The 20353-nt window shown below is 68.5% G+C and carries 23 protein-coding genes; 9 read left to right on the forward strand and 14 right to left on the reverse strand.

From position 1 onward, the window contains the following. Window positions 1-71: 71 nt before the first annotated feature. Window positions 72-1967, reverse strand: a complete 1896-nt coding sequence (locus tag EKM57_RS15100; RefSeq protein ID WP_206185457.1) for a M1 family metallopeptidase — start codon at window positions 1965-1967, stop codon at window positions 72-74. Window positions 1968-2129: 162 nt separating this feature from the next. Here EKM57_RS15100 and EKM57_RS15105 point away from each other — a divergent pair, with 162 nt between their 5' ends. After that, a complete protein-coding gene (locus tag EKM57_RS15105; RefSeq protein WP_129793351.1) occupies window positions 2130-2531 on the forward strand; it encodes a hypothetical protein in 402 nt (133 codons plus the stop codon). Between the two features lie 12 nt (window positions 2532-2543). Here the strand turns inward: EKM57_RS15105 and EKM57_RS15110 are convergent, their stop codons facing one another. From EKM57_RS15110 to EKM57_RS15130, 5 genes are all read right to left on the reverse strand, one after another. Then, window positions 2544-3086, reverse strand: coding sequence for a response regulator (locus tag EKM57_RS15110; protein WP_129793352.1), 543 nt, complete (start codon window positions 3084-3086; stop codon window positions 2544-2546). 131 nt (window positions 3087-3217) lie between these two features. Next, window positions 3218-4027 carry a PhzF family phenazine biosynthesis protein gene (locus tag EKM57_RS15115; protein ID WP_129793353.1) on the reverse strand — a complete coding sequence of 270 codons (810 nt, stop codon included), beginning with the start codon at window positions 4025-4027 and terminating at the stop codon, window positions 3218-3220. Then, the gene (locus tag EKM57_RS15120; RefSeq protein ID WP_243451067.1) at window positions 4024-4965 is read right to left on the reverse strand and encodes a cation diffusion facilitator family transporter; all 942 of its coding nucleotides are present in this window, start codon (window positions 4963-4965) and stop codon (window positions 4024-4026) included. Before EKM57_RS15120 ends, EKM57_RS15115 begins: the two co-directional genes overlap by 4 nt. Beyond that, entirely contained in the window at window positions 4962-5540 is a 579-nt protein-coding gene (gene pdxH / locus EKM57_RS15125) for a pyridoxamine 5'-phosphate oxidase (RefSeq protein WP_129793354.1), read from the reverse strand. The genes EKM57_RS15120 and pdxH overlap by 4 nt, the downstream gene beginning before the upstream one ends. A 9-nt stretch (window positions 5541-5549) precedes the next feature. Further along, on the reverse strand, window positions 5550-6749 hold the full coding sequence (locus EKM57_RS15130) for an acyltransferase family protein (protein WP_129793355.1): 1200 nt from the start codon (window positions 6747-6749) through the stop codon (window positions 5550-5552). A gap of 110 nt (window positions 6750-6859) precedes the next feature. Between EKM57_RS15130 and EKM57_RS15135 the strand changes: the two genes are divergently transcribed. The 5 genes from EKM57_RS15135 (at window position 6860) to EKM57_RS15155 (ending at window position 10868) form a co-directional block, all read left to right on the forward strand. After that, complete coding sequence (locus EKM57_RS15135; RefSeq protein ID WP_129793356.1) at window positions 6860-7702, forward strand: LytTR family DNA-binding domain-containing protein; 843 nt, start codon at window positions 6860-6862, stop codon at window positions 7700-7702. Between the two features lie 105 nt (window positions 7703-7807). Further along, entirely contained in the window at window positions 7808-8749 is a 942-nt protein-coding gene (locus EKM57_RS15140; RefSeq protein WP_129793357.1) for a DnaJ C-terminal domain-containing protein, read from the forward strand. A 6-nt stretch (window positions 8750-8755) separates the two neighbouring features. Further along, a complete protein-coding gene (locus tag EKM57_RS15145) occupies window positions 8756-9775 on the forward strand; it encodes a YihY/virulence factor BrkB family protein (RefSeq protein ID WP_129793358.1) in 1020 nt (339 codons plus the stop codon). After that, entirely contained in the window at window positions 9772-10575 is an 804-nt protein-coding gene (fabI, locus tag EKM57_RS15150) for an enoyl-ACP reductase FabI (RefSeq protein ID WP_129793359.1), read from the forward strand. The genes EKM57_RS15145 and fabI overlap by 4 nt, the downstream gene beginning before the upstream one ends. An 11-nt stretch (window positions 10576-10586) precedes the next feature. Next, window positions 10587-10868 carry an acylphosphatase gene (locus EKM57_RS15155; RefSeq protein ID WP_129793360.1) on the forward strand — a complete coding sequence of 94 codons (282 nt, stop codon included), beginning with the start codon at window positions 10587-10589 and terminating at the stop codon, window positions 10866-10868. 4 nt (window positions 10869-10872) lie between these two features. Here EKM57_RS15155 and EKM57_RS15160 read toward each other — a convergent pair whose 3' ends face one another. Both EKM57_RS15160 and EKM57_RS15165 read right to left on the reverse strand, forming a co-directional pair. Then, a complete protein-coding gene (locus tag EKM57_RS15160) occupies window positions 10873-11622 on the reverse strand; it encodes a class I SAM-dependent methyltransferase (protein ID WP_129793361.1) in 750 nt (249 codons plus the stop codon). Window positions 11623-11667: 45 nt separating this feature from the next. After that, entirely contained in the window at window positions 11668-12957 is a 1290-nt protein-coding gene (locus EKM57_RS15165) for an adenylosuccinate synthase (protein ID WP_129793362.1), read from the reverse strand. Between the two features lie 255 nt (window positions 12958-13212). On the opposite strand from EKM57_RS15165, the gene EKM57_RS15170 reads away from it, so the two are divergent. Further along, window positions 13213-13542, forward strand: a complete 330-nt coding sequence (locus tag EKM57_RS15170; protein WP_129793363.1) for a glycine zipper 2TM domain-containing protein — start codon at window positions 13213-13215, stop codon at window positions 13540-13542. A gap of 85 nt (window positions 13543-13627) precedes the next feature. On the opposite strand, the gene EKM57_RS15175 is transcribed toward EKM57_RS15170, so the two are convergent. The 3 genes from EKM57_RS15175 to EKM57_RS15185 form a co-directional block, all read right to left on the reverse strand. Next, window positions 13628-14317 (reverse strand): hypothetical protein, encoded by a 690-nt coding sequence (locus EKM57_RS15175; protein WP_129793364.1) that lies wholly within the window; start codon window positions 14315-14317, stop codon window positions 13628-13630. Between the two features lie 106 nt (window positions 14318-14423). Continuing rightward, entirely contained in the window at window positions 14424-14795 is a 372-nt protein-coding gene (locus tag EKM57_RS15180; protein WP_129793365.1) for a hypothetical protein, read from the reverse strand. Window position 14796: 1 nt separating this feature from the next. After that, the gene (locus EKM57_RS15185) at window positions 14797-15216 is read right to left on the reverse strand and encodes a hypothetical protein (RefSeq protein WP_129793366.1); all 420 of its coding nucleotides are present in this window, start codon (window positions 15214-15216) and stop codon (window positions 14797-14799) included. A 362-nt stretch (window positions 15217-15578) separates the two neighbouring features. Between EKM57_RS15185 and EKM57_RS15190 the strand changes: the two genes are divergently transcribed. Then, on the forward strand, window positions 15579-15968 hold the full coding sequence (locus EKM57_RS15190; RefSeq protein WP_129793469.1) for a YciI family protein: 390 nt from the start codon (window positions 15579-15581) through the stop codon (window positions 15966-15968). 54 nt (window positions 15969-16022) lie between these two features. Continuing rightward, entirely contained in the window at window positions 16023-17303 is a 1281-nt protein-coding gene (locus tag EKM57_RS15195; protein WP_129793367.1) for an RNA polymerase sigma factor, read from the forward strand. Between the two features lie 265 nt (window positions 17304-17568). On the opposite strand, the gene EKM57_RS15200 is transcribed toward EKM57_RS15195, so the two are convergent. From EKM57_RS15200 to EKM57_RS15210, 3 genes are all read right to left on the reverse strand, one after another. Then, window positions 17569-18078 (reverse strand): hypothetical protein, encoded by a 510-nt coding sequence (locus EKM57_RS15200; protein WP_129793368.1) that lies wholly within the window; start codon window positions 18076-18078, stop codon window positions 17569-17571. 16 nt (window positions 18079-18094) lie between these two features. Further along, a complete protein-coding gene (locus EKM57_RS15205) occupies window positions 18095-18718 on the reverse strand; it encodes a hypothetical protein (protein WP_129793369.1) in 624 nt (207 codons plus the stop codon). A gap of 106 nt (window positions 18719-18824) precedes the next feature. Then, complete coding sequence (locus tag EKM57_RS15210; protein WP_129793370.1) at window positions 18825-20279, reverse strand: amidohydrolase family protein; 1455 nt, start codon at window positions 20277-20279, stop codon at window positions 18825-18827. Window positions 20280-20353: the final 74 nt, after the last annotated feature.

Genomic DNA, 20353 nt, shown 5'->3' on the forward strand with positions numbered 1-20353 from the left:
ATCGTTAAACCCGCGGAAACGAAGGCCGCTCTGCCTGGCCGTCCGCCGCCCCTTTCAAGGGACGATCGGGCCTACAGTTCCAGGACCCGGTCGACGCTCGACGCGGTCACCGCATGGTAGCCCGGACGGGCGCGCTCGTAGAGGCGCTCGGCGATCGGCCGCCCCCATTCGCCCTCTCCCGCCAGTGTCTCGAACAAGGGCCGCACGAACTTAGCGCGGCCCATCGAGAGCAGGAAACGCTCCGCCGCCGGCACGGCCGGATCATAGCGGTTGGCCAGCGCGAGCTGCAGCCAGGCGGACAGGACCTCGGCATTCCCGCTCGACGAGAGCCCGAAGGCGTCGTCCAGCTCGGCAAGCCTTGCGGCGGGAAGCTCCCGCGGCAGGCGGTTCAGGAATCGGATCCGCTCGGCGGTGTTCCACCTGCCGTAGGGAATGGCCGATGCCGCTCCGCCGGCGCCGAACGCCTCGACGGCCCGGTCTACTCCGGCGAAGGCCGAAGGATCGGGACGCGCGGCATTGTCGGGAAGACCGGGCTCGAACACCCAGCGGTCGAGCTGCAGCCTCTCCTCCAGCGCCCGGTCGCCGCGCACCAGATTGGCGCGCAGGTCGGCGAGAAAGCGGGCGGAAGTCATCGGCTGGAAGGCGTGGCGATCGAAATAGCCGCGCAGATAGGTGTCGAACCGCTCTCGGCCCACCGTCCGCTCTAAGGTGCGAAGGAAGATCGCACCCTTGTCGTAGACGATGCCGGTGGACCCGCCGCCGGTGTCTTCATCATTGTGGAGGCGGGTGGCCGGCGAATCCGGACCCAGCTCCTCCAGCGCACGCTGCATCTCGTCCCAGCTCAGCGCCGCTTCCTGGGCCGCCTGCGGTCGGCCGTAGATCGCCTCCATGATCCGGTTCTCGAAATAGGTGGTGAATCCCTCGTTGAGCCAGCCGTCCGCCCAGACGGCGTTGGTTACGAGGTTACCCGACCAGCTGTGCGCCAATTCGTGCGCGACCGTTCCGACCAGCGACTTGTCGCCCGCGATCAGGGTCGGCGTCAGGAAGGTGAGGGTCGGATTCTCCATCCCGCCATAAGGAAAAGCGGGGGGCAGCACGATCATATCGTAGCGGCCCCAGCGATAGGGTCCGTAAAGCGCTTCCGCCGCCTCCATCATCCGCTCGGTGTCGGCGAGCTCGCGCGCCGCGGCTTCAAGCATCGCCGGCTCGGTCCACACCCCGGTTCGCGGCCCGAGCTCCCGGAAGGCGAGGTCGCCGGCCGCGATCGCGATCAGATAGGGCGCGACCGGGTGCGGCATTCGGAAACGGTAGGCGCGCCGCCCTTCCCCGGCCGGTTCGCCCTCCGCAGTCAGCCGCTCGCCCGACATCACCACCGTGAGCGGCTCGGGCGCGGTGATCCGCGCTTCCCAGGTCTGGCGGATTCCGGGGCTGTCCTGCGTCGGGATCCAGGTGCGGTTGAGAATCGCCTGACCCTGGCTGAAGAGATAGGGATGCCGCTTGCCCGCAGTCTGCGCCGGCGTCAGCCATTGCAGAGCATCCGCCTCGGGCGCCGAGCGATAGCGGATCGCGATCCGCCGCGCGTCGCCGATCTGCACGGTGAGCGGCTGTCCGCGTCGTTCATCCCCCTCGCCGAGCGCCCATTGCAGCGGCCGTCCTTCAGCGTCGGCAATGGCCTCGATCTCGAGCCCCTTGCTGTCGAGCACGATCTCGCGCGCGCCATCGGCAGCCTGGATGTCGAGTGTTGCGGTGCCCGCCATCCGGCGTGCCTCGAAATCGGCGGCGAGGTCGAGCGCGACGTGGGTGACCCGCGCCACTTCCGGCCGGGCGAAGCTGCTCTCGTCACGCGCGTCGGCACCGGTGAGGACCGGTGCGACCTGGCGTTCGCCGGATTCTTCGGCCTGGGTCCCGGCGCCCGGTGCGTTGCAGGCGGCAACCAATGCGAGAGCGGCAAGAAGGAAGCGACGCATGAACATTCTCCGGGGTTGGACGGCCGGCGCTAGCCCAGTTGGCCAGCGGAAGGAAGTTTGCGGCGCACGCGCCGTACGCACCGGTGGATGTGACAAAGGCGCGCCGTCCCGCGCCATATGCGTTATCATCCCATGCCCACGTTGCGGAGTCCGGAGCCCAGGATGCGCCCCTTCTCGCTGCTGCTCGTTTTCACGCTGGCGGCCGGCTGCGCCTCCACCGAGCCCGATCCGTCGGTCTTGGCCGACGCCATGTCCGAGGCGGCCCTCGCCGAAGCGGCGCGTCAGGTGCAACGCTGCTACCGGTCGCCGAGGGTCGGATCGGACGGACGGCAGATCGTCACGCGGCTGCACGTCCGGCTGAATGCCGACGGCCAGATTGCGGATCTTCCGCAGGTCGTCCTCCAGTACGGCGTCACGCCAGCCAACCAGGCCTTCGCCGGTCGAATGGCCGAAGCCGCGATCGCGGCGGTGGTGCGCTGCACGCCGATTCGCTTGCCCGGATCCTTCTACCGCGACGGCCTCACCGAATTCGATCTGACCTTCAGCCCGCTCGCGCGGGGCTGAGCTTCGGGGCCGTCACCCTGCCGGGCGGCGGCGGAGGGCGAGCCGCCCGAAGCCGAATCGCTCCAGCCAAGCGCGGCGGGATTTGGCGCAAACCGGCAGAGGCGCTTCCCGGCGCTCACCCGCCCGCCCCTCGTCCGACGCATAGAGCCACAGCCTTTCGGGCGGACCGGACGGCCGGCGCGGATGCAGCCGCTCGTGCCCGCGCACCATGTCCTCGGCGATCTTGAGGGCGCGAACCAGATCCTCCTCTCCAAACGGCTTGATGAGGCAGCCCAGCGCCAGATCGGGGAGGGGGAAGGGCGGTGCCTTGCCGCTGGTGAAGAGGCAGGGGATTCCGAGCTCACCGAACTTCGCTGCGACCGAGAAGCCGCTCGATCCGCGGGCGAGCTGGAGATCGACGAGCGCGAGGTCGGGGCGGCGTCGGGCGACCGCGGCCAGCGCTCCGGGACAGTCGTCGGCGATGTCGGTGACGACCCGGCAGGGATTCAGCTCTATCAGATGCTTGAGCGTCTTGGCGAACAGGGGCTCGTCTTCGACCAGGATGATGTTGAGCATCTGCGGCGCTCCTCCCCAGTCACTCCGCTTCGGTCCGAGTCTCTGCGCATTTGCCGGGACGGGGAATCCAGGCGAACGCCGAAATGCGACGAGCGATTCCGCAAGCGCGCCGAAGCGAAGTCGCGGCGCGGCTAGAGCCGCATGACGCCTTCCATGACCGTGACGCAGCGCCCGCCCAGCACGACCCGGTCGCCGTCGATCCGCCCCGTGAGGCGTCCGCCGCGCCGGCTCGCCTGCCAGGCCGTCAGGCTGTCGCGGCCGAGACGTTCGGCCCAATAGGGCACCAGAACCGCGTGGGCCGAACCGGTGACCGGATCCTCGTCGATCCCGGCCCCGGTCGCAAAGACACGGCTGACCATGTCGGCATCGGCGCCTGGCGCCGTCACGATCGTCAGCACGTCCCCTTCCTCGGCAAGCCGGCGGAAGTCCGGACGAAGCGCAAGCACCTCCTCCTGCGTCGCGACGACGACGAGACCGTAGCGATGGGGATGCCACAGGGTTTCCACCGGCGAGCAGCCGAGCGCCTCGACGATGCGCGCCAACGGCTTGGGCTCCGGCTTCCAGGCAGGGAGCGACATGGCGTAGCCTTCTCCCCCCGGCGCCCGCGCAACCTCAAGGATGCCGGCGCGGCGGGTGCGGAAGCGAATCCGGTCCCCTTGGATGAGAACGTGACCGCTGGCCAGGGTCGCGTGGCCGCACAACACCACCTCGGTGGTCGGCGTGAACCAGCGCAGCTCGAAATCGGCATCGCCGCCGGCGGACTCCGATTCGCCCCCGGGGATAGGAACGGTAAAGGCCGTCTCGCTGAGATTGTTCTCCATCGCGATGGCCTGCAGCGTCTCGTCCGGAAGCCAGGCGTCGAGGGGCATCACCGCGGCAGGATTGCCGGTGAAGGGCCGGTCAGCGAAGGCATCCACCTGAACGATTCGATACTCCGTCATTCGGCCAATCCTTTCGTCTCGTCGCTTTCCACCAGGAGGTTGCCCGGCTGGTCGATCTGCCCCTCCGGGTCGAGGTGTATGAGGATCTCGACGCCCGGAAACTCGCGCGCCAGCGCTTCCTCGATCTCGTCCATCACGTCATGGGCCCGCGCGACCGTCATCTGCGGGTCCACCCACATGTGGAACTGTGCGAATTCGTGAGCGCCGCTGGTGCGCGTACGCAGATCGTGAATTCCGCGCCCGTCGGGGTGGCGAGCAGCGACGGCGACGAAGCGCCGCCGACGCTCCTCCGGCCATTCCTTGTCCATCAGCTGGTCGAGGGCGCGGCTCGAGGCTCGCCAGGCACCGAACAGCAGCCAGGCCGCGATCGCGATCCCGAACAAAGGATCGGCGCCGGTCAGCCCGGCAAATTGATCCAGCCCCAGCGCCGCGACGACCGCCAGGTTGAGGAAGAGATCGCTCTGATAGTGCAACCGATCGGTGCCGATCGCCACCGAGCCCGTCCGCCGGACGATCGAACTCTGATAGGCGACCAGCGCGAGCGTAGCGACGATCGCGACCAGCGAGACGGCGATTCCATATTCGGCATGGGTGGTGGTCGCGCCTTCGGCCAGCCGCTCGATCGCCCGCCAGCCTATCGCCACCGCCGAAATGGTGATGATCCCGACCTGCACGAGCGCGGCGATCGATTCCGCCTTGCCGTGGCCGAAGCGATGCTCCCGATCGGCGGGCATGGCGGCGATCCGAACGCCGAACAACGTGATCAGCGACGCGACCACGTCGAGCGCGGTATCCGCCAGCGAGCCGAGCATGGCCACCGAACCGGTCGTCCAGGCGGCAAAGGCCTTGAGTGCGAGCAGGAAGAGAGCGGTGACGACGCTGGCGAGTGCAGCGCGGGTTGTGAGCGAGGCGCGCATCTCCTGCTGCGCGTCGGTCATGGATAGAGCAGGCCTTCCGACCAGCCGTCCGGAGTCTTGGTGAAGAGACGCCGCTCGTGAAGGCGGTGGGCGCGGTCGATCCAGAATTCGATCCGCTCCGGGACGACGCGATAGCCCCACCAGTGCGGCGGGCGCGGCACCTGGCGGCCTTCGTAGCGTGTCGCCTCCGCCTCGTAGCGCCGTTCGAACGCCTCGCGATTCTCCATCGGCCGGGACTGGTCGGATGCCCAGGCGCCGAGCTGAGATTCCCGTGCCCTTGTCGCGAAATAGGCGTCGGCTTCGGCATCGCTCACCGGCTCCACCTTCCCTTCGACGCGGACCTGGCGTCCGAGCGACTTCCAGTAGAACAGCAAGGCCGCCTTCGGATTGACCGAGAGTTCGCCGCCCTTGCGGCTCCGGCTGTTGGTGAAGAAGACGAAGCCGCGAGCGTCATGGCCCTTCATCAGCACCATGCGCACCGACGGCATCGCGGAGGCGTCGGCGGTGGCGAGCGCCACCGCCTCGGTCAGCTCCGGCTCCGCAAGCCGCGCCTCGGCGAACCATGTGGCGAACAGATCATGGGGGTCGACGGCCATGCCGCCGCTCTATCGGGCGGCGCGCGCCGGGTCGAGAGGCGGCCCGGCCGGTCGCCTTGGCCCGAGGCCGAGCAGCGGCCTGAGCAGGTCGGCCCGGCGGGCGATCTCGAAGGTCAGCCAGCAGCCCAGCGCCGTCGCGCCGATCAGCAGGGCGGCCTCGGCAAGAAGCGGGAGGCGCAGCGCGTTCAGGTGATGCCCCGCGACGACGATGATCGTCTGGTGGGCGATGTAGAAGGGAAAGACGGCGACGGTGAGCGTGCGCAGCAGGCGGCTGTCGCGGTTCAGGTGGAGCGCGCCGAATCCCAGAGCCGCGACGATCGCGCCCCACTGCTCGACCGCGTAGACGAAGCGCATCGTCCCCCAAAGCCAGTCCGGCGGCGGCGGGCCCTCGAACGGGAAAGCCCCGGCATAAGCCATGAATCCGGCATAAGCGCAGCCGAACAGGATGAGCGCGGGCCAGCGCAGCCGCACGAAGGCGGCCGTGACGCGCGCCTCCTTCATGATGAGGAAGCCGAGCAGGAAGGCGGCGAAGGAGACGGCGTGATTGTACCAGTCGTCGACCAGCGCGTGGGTGACCTCGAACCGCGGCAGCAGGACGAGGCGCGCGAGCCCCAGATAGACGATCGGTCCGGCCAGCAGCGCCCAGGCCGGCGCCCGGCCCAGCCACGCGCCGACGCCGCGCGAGGCGTTCGGGAGCAACGCCAGCCCGGCCGCCAGCACGAGGGAATAGGCGAGCAGGTAAGCGACGAACCACAAATGATTCCACGTCGGCAGGATCAGGCAGTCGCTCTCCCGGCAGAAGCTCCCGTCCGCGGCGAGATAGCGAGCCATGAAGTCGAGGTAGGAGCCGGAATAGGCCAACTTCTCGACCACCTCATAATAGCTTTGCGGCGGCACGATCACGAACATCGCGAAAAGGAGCGGGACCAGCAACCGGACGGTCCGCTGCCCCGCAAATCTGGCGGGGGCCATCCTGTCCGCCATGAACCGGGTCGCCGCCCCCGACACGAAGAAGAGCAAGGTGAGCCGCCAGGGATTGGTGAGCATCATCAGCGGCTCTATCGCCGGCCCGGCACGATCGCTCTTCACGTGCCAGTCCCACGTCACGTAGAACATGCCGACATGATAGAGGATCAGCAATCCGAAGGCGGCGACGCGCAGCCAGTCGAGATAGAAAAGCCTGGCCGGCACCGGGGGCTGGACGGTCATGAAAAGCTCCTCCTGCGCTCATTCGTTGCGCGAGGCTGGCCGCCGCGCCTCGCGCCGGGCAAGGCGGCGGGGCCGATCGGCGGCGGCGGCGGGACGATCGGAAATCGGCTGTGACGAGCGGCGCCGACACGGGGACGAGCGGCAAGGGGCGGCTGCCGCCCTGGGCGCTGGCTTATGCGATCATCGCCGTCGCCACGATGGCGATCGGCTCGGTCAACGTGATGAGCGCGCTCGACCAGTTCGACTGGATGGACCGGCCGATCGACTGGTGGAAACCGGTCGTCTGGGAAGCGACCAGCGGCGTGGTCCTCCTGGCGCTGGCCTGGATGCCCATGGCGGCGATCCGGCGGTTCCCGATTTCGCGGGACAGGCGAATCCGCGACCTTGCCGCCCATGCGGCGCTGACCGTGCCCTTCTCGATCGTCCATGTCGGCCTGATGGTGGCGCTGCGCCACGCGGCCTATGCGGCGGCGGGGGAAATTTACGAGTTCAACGACGCCTGGCTCTACGAATATCGCAAGGACGTCATCAGCTACGCCCTTTATGCCGGGACCTACTGGCTCTCGGTGCGGCTTGTCGGCAGCCCGAAGCCGGCCGACCGCCGCGATGCCGAGACGACGTCGGACACCATCCTCATCGACGAGGGCCAGAGGGTATCCAGGGTATCGCCCGACGAGCTATTGGCCGCCCGATCATGCGGGAACTATGTCGAGTTCCTGCTCGGCGACGGCCGGCGGCCGCTGATGCGAACGACCCTGGGCAGCCTTGGGACCCAGCTTGCGCCGCTGGGCTTCGTCCGAACCCACCGGTCGTGGCTGGTGAACGCGCGCCGCGTCGCACAGATGGAGGCGGAAGGCTCCGGCGATTACGGGCTGACGCTCGACGACGGGACCAGCGTGCCGCTGTCGCGGCGCTACCCGCAGGCGCTCGAAGTGCTGCGACGAGGCGGCTGATCCGCGGTCCCCTCCCCTTGCCGATCGCCACCGCCTGCCCCATTTCTTCGCCTGTTGCGACGGCGCAACAGTGGACTTTTCGGGCTGGGTGGAGAAGTAACCGGCATGGCCGACCTCTATTCGACCCTCGGGGTCGCGCGCGGCGCGAGCGAAGCGGACATCAAGAAGGCGTACCGCAAGCTCGCCAAGGAGCTGCACCCCGACCGCAACAAGGACAACCCCGCCGCCTCCGAGCGCTTCTCGAAGGTGACCAACGCCTACGACATCCTCACCGACAAGGATAAGCGGGCGCAATATGACCGCGGCGAGATAGACGAGGAGGGCAATCCGCGGGCGCCCTTCGGGTTCGGCGGCGGCGGCCCGCAGCCCGGCGCGGGCGGATCGCGGCGCGGCGCCAACGGCATGGACTTCGACCTCGGCCCCGATGCCGCCGATCTTTCCGACCTGTTCGAAGGCCTGTTCGGCGGCGCCTCCAAGCGCAGCCGCGGCTTCGGCGGATTCGGGCGCCGCAGCGCGCCGCCGCAGCGCGGTGCCGACGTCGCCTATCGCCTCGACGTGTCCTTCGAGGACGCCGCGTCGCTCAAGGAGCAAAGGGTGACGCTGTCGAGCGGCAAAACGCTCAACATCAAGCTTCCCCCAGGCGTCGAGGACGGCACCCGAATCCGCCTGGCGGGCCAAGGCCAGGCCGGGCCGGCGGGGAATGGCGACGCGATCGTCACCATCGCGATCAGACCGCACCGCTTCTTCCGGCGCGACGGCGACAATATCCGCCTCGACCTGCCGGTGTCGCTGGACGAAGCGGCCCTGGGAGCAAAGGTCCGGGTGCCGACGGTCGACGGGCCGGTCATGCTGAGCGTGCCTAAGGGGTCGAGCTCGGGAAAGGTGCTGCGCCTCAAGGGCAAGGGATTCACCGGCCGCAACGGGCAGCGCGGCGACCAGCTCGTGACCCTGATGGTCGAGGTGCCCGACGACCCCGAGCTCACCCGCTTCCTCGAAGGATGGAGCGGCAGGGGCCAGGGAAACCCCCGCAAGGGCCTGGGCGTATAGGCCTTCGTGCGCGACATATCGCCCGAGTCACCGGAAGCGCGCCGCAAGCGCGTAGCCAAGGAAAAAGCCCAGGGCCGCTTTGGAACGTTCCGGCAGAACTTCAGGCGGGGCTCGCGCGCTTTCGAGATCCTCAAGCGGGTAGCGGTCGGCGTCTATTCCGACGGCTTCATCCATGCGGGCAATCTCGCCTACCTCGCCTTGCTGTCCATCTTTCCCTTCGTCATCGTCGCTGCCGCGGTGGCGCGCCTGTTCGGCCAGACCGAGGAGGGGCTGAACGCGGTCAACGCCTTGCTCTCGACCATGCCCAGCGACGTCGCGGACGTGCTGCGGCGGCCGATCCGCGACGTCATCGAGGCCCGTTCGGGCAACCTGCTCTGGCTCGGCGCGCTGATCGGCCTGTGGAGCACGGGAAGTTTCATCGAGACGATTCGGGACATCATCCGGCGGGCTTACGGCGTCACCTACAGCCGCCCCTTCTGGGAATATCGGCTCGGCTCCGCCGGCATGATCGTCGGCGCGGTGATCGTCGCGATGATGGCCTTCGCGCTTTCCGTCTTCCTGTCGAGCATCCAGCAATTCCTCGTCGGGCTGATCCCCGGGGCGGACGATCTGGTCGGGCTGCTGACCCTTCTGCGCGCGGCGCCGGCGCTCGTCCTCTTCGGTTCGCTCTACGTGCTCTTCTACGTGCTGACGCCCAAGCGCTACCGCACCAGCACGGATTGCCCGAAATGGCCCGGCGCCGCCTTCGTCGCAGGCTGGTGGGTGCTCACGACGGCGCTCCTGCCGGTCGCCCTGTCCAGCCTGGGCGGCTATGACCTCACTTATGGCAGCCTCGCCGGCGTCATCATCGCGCTCATCTTCTTCTTCCTGATCGGGCTCGGCCTGGTCATCGGCGCCGAGCTGAACGCCGCGCTTGCGGAGACGCCGGCGCCCAGCCAAGAGGACGTCGTCGCCGCCGTCACGGAGGAAGCGGCGGAGGAGGCCGAACAGCGAGCCGAAGCAAAGGCGGAACAGGAGGAAGAATGAGCGGCTTGATGCAGGGAAAGCGCGGGCTGATCATGGGATTGGCCAACGATCGCTCCCTCGCCTGGGGGATATCCAAGGCGCTCGCTTCCCATGGTGCCGAGCTCGCCTTCGCCTATCAGGGTGATGCCCTGGAAAAGAGGGTACGCCCGCTTGCCGAGCAGCTCGGCGCCGATTTCCTGATCGAATGCGACGTCGGGGACATGGCCAATCTCGACCGCGCGTTCGGGACGCTGGCCGAGCGCTGGAAGACGATCGATTTCGTCGTCCATGCGATCGGATTTTCGGACAAGAACGAGCTCAGGGGCAAGTTCGTCGACACCAGCCTCGACAATTTTCTGCTGACGATGAACATCTCCGCCTACAGCTTCGTCGCGGTGGCACGGCGGGCACGTGCGCTGATGCCCGACGGCGGCAGCCTGCTCACCCTCTCTTATTACGGCGCCGAGAAGGTCGTCCCCCACTATAACGTGATGGGCGTCGCCAAGGCGGCGCTCGAGACCAGCGTCAAATATCTGGCGATGGACCTCGGGCCCGAGCGGATCAGGGTCAATGCGATCTCGGCCGGACCGATCAAGACGCTCGCGGCGAGCGGCATCGGCGACTTCCGCTATATCCTCAAGTGGAACGAACTGAATTCGCCGATGCGCCGGAACGTCACCATCGAGGATGTCGGCGGCGGCGCCCTCTATCTGCTCTCGGACCTCGCCTCGGGCGTGACCGGCGAAATCCATCATGTCGACGCGGGCTACAACGTGATCGGCATGAAGGCGGAGGACGCCCCCGACATCGCTTTGGCCTGAGCGGCCGAGCGATGCCGGTCACGCGCAAGCATCTCACGATCCATGGACGCGTCCAGGGCGTCTTCTATCGTGCCTGGAGCCGCGACGAGGCGACCGGCCTGGGGCTCAAGGGATGGGTGCGCAACCGGCGGGACGGGACAGTCGAGATGCTGATCCAGGGAGATCCGCAAGCGGTCGATCAGATGATCCGACTCTGCCGCAGCGGTCCGGCTTCGGCGCGGGTCGATCGCATCGACGTGGCGGAAAGCGCCGAAGAGGCGCCGGGCGGGTTCGAGACGCGGCCGACGGTCTAGCAGGCTAGAGGCGGCGGCGGCCGATCAGGGTTCCCTTGGTGCCGCTCTTGTCCATGTCGAAGTCGAAGTCGGGCCGCAGCTTGCGCCAGCGCCTGGCGACCAGCCGCTCGCCCGGCCGGGCCGCGTCGTCGAGCATCACCGTCCCGCCGGGAGCGATGTGGTCGAATTCCGAGACGGCGGCGCCGCGCGTCAGCGGGTGCACCGACCATGGCGGCCCGTCGATCAGCATCAGTTCGATACCGTTGGGCAGCGGACCATGATCGTACCACAGGCCCGGCCAGCCTTCCGGGGAGGGCTTGAGCGGCGCCGGCCTGAGATCGGCTTCCAGCGCATAGTCGGCCAGCCATTGGCGGGTCGCATCGACGAAATCCGGATGCTGGTCGAAGCTGATCAGGGTTCCGCCGCCGGCCTGCTGCATCGCCCGTGCCAGCACGAGGGTGGAGGCGCCGGCGCCGAACTCGACCACCAAGGCGGGCTTGTGCTCCAATATGTGGTCGACGAGCAGTTTGAGCAGCCCGGTATCCGCCTTCCAGCTGCCCAGATAGGGCAAGGCGTCATAAGGGAGGTCGAGCCGGTCGAGAAGCGCGTGCTTCTGCGCCAGCGTGCCGCCATGGAGGCTCCGCAGCAGCCAGGGCCATTGGATGGCGCCGAAGGCGACGACCGCGGCCCATTCGGACAGCGAGCGCCCATATTCGCCGATCACGGCCGTGTCGGCGGCGCGCGGCAGCAGGCTTGTGGCTTCCCGTGTCGTCATGATTCTCGTGCCATCCTAGATTTCGATTGTTACGCTATGGCAACGTCAATCCGCAAACGGATCGCGCACGAGGATCGTGTCTTCCCGTTCCGGGCTGGTGGACACCAAAGCGACGGGACAAGCGATCAGTTCCTCGATCCGGCGGATGTACTTGATCGCCTGGGCCGGCAGCTGCGCCCAGCTGCGGGCGCCTGCCGTCGACTCTCCCCACCCTTCGATCGTCTCGTAGATGGGCTCGACTCCGGCCTGGTCGGCGGCGTGCGCGGGAAGGTGATCGAGGACGTTTCCGTCGAGCCGGTAGCCGGTGCAGATCCTGATCTCGTCGAGCCCATCGAGCACGTCGAGCTTGGTCAGCGCGATCCCGGTCACGCCGGATACGGCCATCGACTGGCGCACGAGAACCGCGTCGAACCAGCCGCAGCGGCGCTTGCGGCCGGTGACCGTGCCGAACTCGCGACCGCGCTCGCCGAGCCGCTGTCCGATCGCGTCGTCCAGCTCGGTCGGGAACGGCCCGGAGCCGACGCGGGTGGTGTAAGCCTTGACGATTCCGAGGACGAAACCGGCCGCGGAGGGCCCGAGTCCGGTACCGCCGGCAGCCGTCCCCGCCACCGTGTTGGACGAGGTCACGAACGGATAGGTGCCGTGGTCGACGTCGAGCAGCACGCCCTGCGCACCCTCGAACAGGATGCGATCGCCATTGAGCCGCGATTCGTGCAGCGTCTTCCACACCGGCGCCGCATATTGGAGAACGAAGCCCGCAATCTCGCCAAGGTCGCTTTCGAGCCGGGCTCGATCCACCGGCGGCTCGCCGAACCCGGCGCGCAGCGCATCGTGATGCGCGCACAGCCGATCGAGCTGCGGCCCCAACTGCCCGAGATGGGCAAGATCGCAGACGCGGATCGCGCGCCGGCCGACCTTGTCCTCATAAGCGGGACCGATGCCGCGGCGCGTCGTGCCGATCTTGCCGGCGCCGCTGGCATCCTCGCGCAGCGCATCGAGATCGCGGTGGATCGGCAGGATGAGCGGACAGGTGTCGGCGATGCGCAGCACGTCGGGCGTGACGGCGACGCCTTGCTCGCCGAGGCGTCCCACCTCCGTGCGCAGCGCCCACGGATCGAGCACCACGCCGTTGCCGATCACCGACAGCTTGCCCCGGACGATGCCGGAGGGGAGCAGGGACAGCTTGTACGTCTGGTCGCCGATCACCAGCGTGTGGCCGGCATTGTGGCCGCCCTGGAAACGGACGACGACGTCGGCGCGGCTGGAAAGCCAGTCGACGATCTTGCCCTTGCCCTCGTCGCCCCACTGGCCGCCGATCACCGTCACATTCGCCAAGCCGCTTCCCCGAAACAGAGCATCGCGCCGACTCCGCCGAAGCGGCGGTCGCCGGACGATGCGATCGCAGACACCCGAGCGAGCGGCCCAATCAACGTCCGGGCTGCAACTTCTCGACGGGTCGCCTCTAAAATGCGGCGCGCGCCGCGTCCAGCAGGCTTGCGGCGCGATGACGGAATCGTTGTTTTGGGTTAATGAAACCGGCATCCAGGCTTGGCGTTCATCCCCCGAGCTTTTCCAAACTGGAGAGACGTCATGCGTACCCTTATTCTTGCAGCTTCGGCGACTGCGATGGCCGTTCCCGCGACCCTGGCGCTGCCGATCGATTCAGCCGAGGCCCAGCGCCGCTATTACAGCCGCGACGGCTATTATGGCGGGCCGACCTGGCGCGGGCGCGATGGTCGCTATTATTGTCGGCGCCCCAACGGCACCGTCGGCCTGATCGTCGGCGGCGCGGCGGGTGCGCTGATCGGTCGCGAGATTGACGGCGGCCGCGACCGCACCACCGGGACTATCCTCGGGGCTGCGGCGGGCGCCCTGCTCGGCCGCGAGGTCGATCGCGGCAGCCGACGCCGCTGCCGCTAAAGGAACGGATTGAAGGAGAGGAACGGGGCGCCGGGAAACCGGCGCCCCGTTTCGTCATGCTTTGCCGCTACGGCAGGCTGGTCGATCAGGCGCCGCCGCCCTCGGATCCGCCGCCGGTCGGTGTGGAGCCGCCCGAACCGCCCGTGGATCCGCCGGTTCGCCGGGTCGAGCCGCCGCGGCGCGAACCGGCCGCGCCGCTCGTCTTGCGAGCGCCGGAGGCGCCGCGCTTGGGAGCGGCGCGGGCAGCAGGCGCCTTGGCGGCTGCCGGCTTGGCGGAACGGCCACTCGTCTTGCCCGCCGCTGCGGTCTTGCGGGTCCGGCCGGCGCCGCTCGTGGCCTTGGTGCGCGCCGAGGACGAAGCCTTGCCGGCGCGGCCCGTCGAGCGCGAAGCGGTCGGGGCGGCTTCCTCGCCGCCTTCGGCGTCCCCTACGGCCATCATCCGGCGCACGGCTTCCGTAGCGGCGTTGATCATCGCCGCCCCGATCTTGCTGGCGCTCTCGGCCGCGGCGTCCGCCGCCGCCTCGGCCGCGTCCTGCGCCTGACGGGCGCTACGCTTGGCCGAATCGCGGACCGACTTGTTGGCCGCGAGCGCCGCGGCCGCCGTCACCAGCCCCGCCGCGAGCAGGCTTCGCGCCACCGGATTTTGCGCAAGCTCCGCCGCCCGCTTCCCGGCCTCGCGCAGCGCGTCGGGAATGGCCTCGGCGGACGAGCGTTTTCCGCCACCCTTTCCGTTCGTGCTGCCTGACTGATTTCCGGAAGACGTCTTTCTCGCCATCAGAGACTCTCCTGCGGTTCGTAACTGCCGCGTAACAGACCCGCGAGCCGCCGAACAGTTCCATGAATAAAGCGACTTGTCGGAGCCTGCCGCGCGGGCATCGGGCTCAGCGATCCTCCACTTCGGATTCGGCGATGCTTTGACCGCGATCTTGATGCGGGACGCGACCCTCTTCCGCCGCGTCGGCCGGACTGACGGAATCGTCGCCGCGGCCGCCGCCCTGCTGCTCGTCGAACCGTTCCCCACGCGAGAGTGTCTCGTCGATACGTCCGCCGGAGGGGCTCCGGTCCTGCTGTCCCTGATGGGATTGCTGGTTCTGGGCCTTGCCATAGCCGCCGGATCCGCTGCTTCCGCCCGGCGCCGCCTGATCGGATGCCTCGGGCCCACCGCCGGCCTGCCGGCCGCTTGGCGGAATGCCGCTCTGCTCCTGCTCCCGCGGAAGGCCGCCCGTCTGATCGTTTCGCTTGTCGTCGCTCATGTCATGCTCCTTTGTCGGTTCGGCCCGGAGCCGAGGATCCGCGCCCGAGGTCGCCATAGCGATAGGCCTCGCCCTCCGGGCTCACCGCTTCCTCGCCGGGCTGGGTGAGCCCGGCAGGATCGTCGCCGCGCCCTTTCTCGCGCTCGAGATGCTCCGGGATTTCGCCGTGCCGCGCTTCGGCGCTCGCCGGCAGGGGGTGGCCCTTGCCGCTCGTCGCGCCGTCGCTCCGCGTTTCCCGATCCCGCTCCGCCGGGGCGTTGGGCCGCTGGGCGCCTGTCGGCTCGCTACCGCCGCCGGCCATCGGATCGTCGTCATAATCCTCGCCCGGAGCGCCGACACCCGCGCCGGACCCGCTGCCGCGCACTTCGCCGGTTTCGCGATCGAAAGATGCGGGCTCGCCGCGTTTCCTGGTTTCAGTCATCACCACCTCTTTTCTGCCCGATCAACGAACCGGCCGGCGGCGGCGTTCCTGGCTTCGTCGCGCGACTGGGCGCGGGCAATTCTCGCTACCCCGTTCCGCGCCCAGAACGGTCCCGCCTTGCGGAAAGTGCGGGGCCCCGGTGCGATCGTCCCAACTCAAGGGTTGGGAAGCCGCCGGTCCGATGGGCTCCGAAGGATCGTCGGCCGGAACAGGGATGAGGGACCGATCCCTGGCCTGGAGACTATTCGCGCCCGGCACCGCGGCCGTCGAAAAAATTTTGCGGGACGATGTCGATATCCCAAGACTCCGCTCGTCGTTCCAATGCCAGGCCGATGAAGGCGGCGCAAACAAGGAGACAGACGATGCGAGTGATGGTGTTGGTGAAGGCGACCGAGGACAGCGAAAAGGAATTCGTCGCCACGCCTGAAACGATGGCAGCGATGGAAGAAATGGGCAGATTCAATGACGAGCTTCGCAAAGCCGGGATCCTGCTCGCCGCCGACGGCCTCACGCCCTCCTCACGGGGGAAGCGTGTCGCGTTCGATGGTCCCCGTCGTACGGTCATCGACGGGCCTTTCGCCGAGACCCGCGAGCTGGTCGCGGGCTTCTGGCTCTGGGAAGTCAAGGACCTGGACGAGGCGGTAGCCTGGGTGAAGCGCTGCCCCAATCCCATGCCGGGACCGAGCGAGATCGAAATCCGGCCGATCTACGAGATGGCCGATCTGCAAAAGGGGTCCGACTCCGGCGACTGAGGCCGGCATCCCTGGCCTGCTTGCCTCCCTCGTGGCTTCGGGCGAAAAGGCGGCGTGGCGGCAGGCGAGACGCACCAGGCGACGGAGGCGATTTTCCGGATCGAACGGGCCAGGCTCATCGCGGGCCTGGCCCGCATCGTGCGCAACGTCGACCTCGCCGAGGAGCTGGCGCAGGATGCCCTGGTCATTGCCCTGTCGGAATGGCCGAGGACCGGCGTTCCGGCCAATCCCGGCGCCTGGCTGATGACCGCCGCCAAGCGCCGCGCGATCGACGCGATCCGTCGCGACAAGATGCGCGAGCGCAAGCATGAGGAGATCGCGCGGGACCTCGACGGCGACGTCGACGACACCGCCGAGGCGATCGAGGCGTCCCTGGACGACGATCTTGGCGACGAGTTGCTGGGCCTCATCTTCACGGCCTGCCATCCCGTGCTTTCCGCCGACGCCCGCGCAGCGCTCACGCTGCGGGTGATCGGCGGCCTGACCACCGACGAGATCGCCCGTGCCTTCCTGTCGAACGAAGCGACCATCGCCCAGCGGATCGTCCGCGCGAAAAAGACGATCGCCAAGGCTGGACTGGGCTTCGAAGTGCCGCGCGGCGCCGAACGTGCGGCGCGGCTCTCCTCGGTGCTGGAGGTCATCTACCTCATCTTCAATGAAGGCTATGCCGCCACGGCGGGCGACGACCTGGTCCGGCCGAGCCTGTGCCTGGAGGCCGGGCGGCTGGGCCGGATGCTGGCGGAACTGATGCCCGACGATGCCGAAGTGTTCGGCCTGCTCGCCCTCATGGAGATCCAGGCATCCCGCCTCCCGGCCCGTATCGGCCCGGACGGCGCCCTCATGCCGCTCACGGAGCAGAATCGCGCGCGCTGGGACCAGCTGCTGATCGGCCGAGGCCTTGCCGCACTGGCGCGAGCGGAAGCGCTCGGGGGGAACGGGCCCTATGCCCTGCAGGCCGCTCTGGCAGCCTGCCATGCGCGGGCGCGCAGTGCGGACGATACGGACTGGCCGCGCATCGCGGCGCTCTACGATCGGCTGCGAGTCGTGATGCCCTCGCCCGTCGTCGACCTTAACCGGGCAATCGCCCACAGCATGGCTTTCGGACCGGAGGCAGGCCTGGTGCTGTTGGAAGAGGTCGCCGAAGACCCGGCCCTGCGCAATTATGCGCCTTTGCCGGCGGCGAGAGGCGACTTTCTGTTTCGGGCCGGCCGACTGGCCGAGGCCCGCTTCGAATTCGACACTGCCGCCAAGCTCACCCGCAACGCGCGGGAGAGGGCCTTTCTCCGGTCTCGCGCAGATGCGTGCGGCCCAAGCGTGCGAAAGGCCGCCGGGTAAAACCCGACGGCCCATTCGACATGGTCAGCGGCCGGAAGTTTTCCAGCCCGGAAGACATTGAAAAGCCTAGGCTTTCATCCCCCGAACGGACTTGACCGACCTCTCTGCTGAACCATGAGACATCGGATCACCTCCTTTCGCTTGTTGAACACGCCCCCTGTATGAGTCTCCTCGAATCCGGGATCAAGTCTTGAACTCGATTATTTTCCCGTTAGAATCTCATGCTTCGCGCGTCGCCCCGGCCACTGGTCCGGAGGCGGCTTTTTCAGGCCCGGCAATCCTCGACGATCCGCGCCGGCTCCGGCCAGGCAGGGACGACGAGCCGCGGCAGGCCGGGGGCTTCGACGGCGAAGCGGCCGCGGCTGAAGACGATCGAGTCGAGCAGGGGATCGGAGGCGGCCAGGCGCGCCGCCAGCCCCTCCGGCCGGGGCGCGGCGGGCAAGGCGCGGGCGCCGTAGGTCGTGCGGATCGTAAGTGAAGTGCCGCTGCGGGCGCCGGCACGGATCAGGCTGACCTGCCGGTCGCCTTCGCATCGGACGATAAGCTCAGGCCCCTGCGCGGATCCGAAGGCGGCCGACGGGCCGTTCAGCCTCCAGTCGCCCGGGCTCGGCGGTGCGTCCTCCCAGACAGCCGGAGGCGGCGGCGCGGGCGGAGGCGGCGCCGGAGCGGGCGCCGGCGGAGGCGGAGGCGCCGGAGCGGGCGGGGCCGGAATCGGCGCACAGGAGGCCAGGATTGCGAGCGCCGTCACGGCGCAGGCGGTGATCAGGTTACGCATCGACAATCGACTCCGCTCAGCGTTCGGCCGGCGCCGGCGCGGCGGCCTCGTCGACAGGCTCGGCCTCGGCGGCGCTGTTCGCCTCCGTCTCATTGCCGTCGGTTTCCGCGGCGACGGCGCCCGCGCCGCTCTCGCAGCGGCCGAGGAAAGCGCCGACGCTCGGATTTGGCGGAAGCGCGAGCGGGAGCGCGTCGCCGACTCGGATCATGATCGGCTCGGCCGCGTCGGCGAGCGACCTGAGCAGGGTGTCGCTGGGAGACAAGGAGGCGCGCAGCATCGGCACCGGCCCTTCCGAGGCGGTGACGGCGAGCCTTCGGGTCTCGCTGCCGATCGAGACCAGCATCATCGGCAGGTCGCCGGTCGGAATGGTGCCGTGGCGCTGCAGGAAGACGCTCCGCCGGGCATTGCATCGAAGGCTGAACAAGGGCGGGGTTCCGGTGGGGCCGAATTCGAGCGAAGATTCGTCCTCCTGAAGCGTCTCGCGCCAATTGCCGATCGCCACCTGCTCGTCGTCCTGCTCGGGCGTCCGCACCCGCTCGACGGGCTGGAGCTCGTTGAGGTCGGCGACGACGCTCGCATCTTCGGAGCGAGCACAGCCGGCGAGCAGGACGAGTCCCAGGAAAATCGAGCGACGAACCATGTGATGCAGCCTCCTTCAGGCCCCCTTAAAGCGATTTCGAGCCGGATGGAAACATCCCGCGGCGCGACGTTCCCGCGTCGGCCACGGCGACTTCGGCCGCACGGTCTTACGCCGGCCGGCCTGCGCGCGCATCCCATAAGGCGAGGAATTCGCGCCGGCTCTTCGGGCCGAAGGTCGCGAAGCTCGGATTGGCTTCCTGCCGATATTCGGCGCGGCGGCGGTCGAAGCCGCCCCGGCGCACGGCGGCGACATCGATCCCGTAGACGCCCGCGCCGTTGAGACCAAATATCTTGCGCTTCGCCTCGGCGGTGAGCGGCGGATAGCCGTAGCGCTCCTGGAACTCGTCGCTGATCGCGAAGGTACGGAACGCCTGGATCTGATCCTGCGGACTGCCGTACCAGATCGAATCGGTACCCCACATGATCCGATCCTCGCCGAAAAACTTGAGCAGCTTGCCCATGACGTGCGCCGCCTCATCCGGGCGGCTCATGAAGTGGCGCCACAGCGAGCCCATCTCCGCGTAGAGATTGCCTTCATTGGGGCGGAAGCCGGCATCCTGGTGCGACTTGATCAACCGGTCGACGCCCTTGGGATCCGCCGGATCGTAGGGGCCTTCAGGGACGCCGCTCTCGAAGCCGCCATGATAGACGAGGAAGGTAAGATCGGGATTGGCGCGCGCTGCGGGCCCCATGTCGCGTGGCGACGAATATTCATAATCCAGGCCCGGGAGCGGGACGCCCTTGTGGACCGCGACCGTCCGAACGCCCAGTTGCCGGGCCTTTTCGAAGAAGCGGTCCGCCTCGTCGCTCCGGTCGAGGAAGATGCCGCGGCCGTTCGATCCCCATTGCGGATAGAGCTTCCAGGCGCTCACGCCGTAACGCTCGGCCTTCTCGTCCATCGCCTCGATCTCGCCCGGCTCGTTCGGGAACACGCCGCCGTGGATCAGCGCCCTCGCGCCTTCCCCGCCCAGCGCGGCGATGATCTCCCGGCTTTCCGCGGCATAGTCGATCGGGGTCGGATTGGGCCGCCCCCACAGCGCCGACACCACGGCGACGTCGGTGTCGCTGTCGAGGAACACCTCCTTGGCGAGCATCTGAGCCGAATAGCAGTCGAAATTGCCGCTCGTGCATTTGGACGCCTGGCCGAACACGCTTTCCAGGGTCTTGCGCCACGCTTCGCCGGTGGCGCCGGTCGCCCAGCTTCCGCTCGGCTCGACGCAATGGGTCTGGACGTCGAAGATGAACTCGTCGCCGCCGACGGCCGCGGCGGCCAGTTCCTGGTCGCGAGCCGCGCCTGTCGGAATCGCGAAGGCGCCGCCTTTTGCGTCCGGATTGGCCTGGTTGCAGGCCGCCAGGGTCGACGCGGCGCCCGCCGCGGACACCAGGAAGGCGCGGCGGGAAAGCCCGAGCGCGCGGGCATACTCGGTAGCGGCCTCGTGCGCGAGCCGGCGCGCACGCCGCTGGGCCGGAGTCAGGACGGGCGGCGCATATTCCCCGTTGGACGTGCGGTCGATCTTGATCGGAAGGCGGCGGCCTTCGGGATCGAAATCGTGTCGGTCCATTTTCGAGCCTCCACTGCGCGGCGCGGGCCGCTATGCCCCCTCGCCGGTCATAGCCGCACCGACCGCAGACCTGA

Source organism: Sphingosinicella sp. CPCC 101087 (genome assembly GCF_004151485.1).
Classification (GTDB): Bacteria; Pseudomonadota; Alphaproteobacteria; order Sphingomonadales; family Sphingomonadaceae; genus Allosphingosinicella.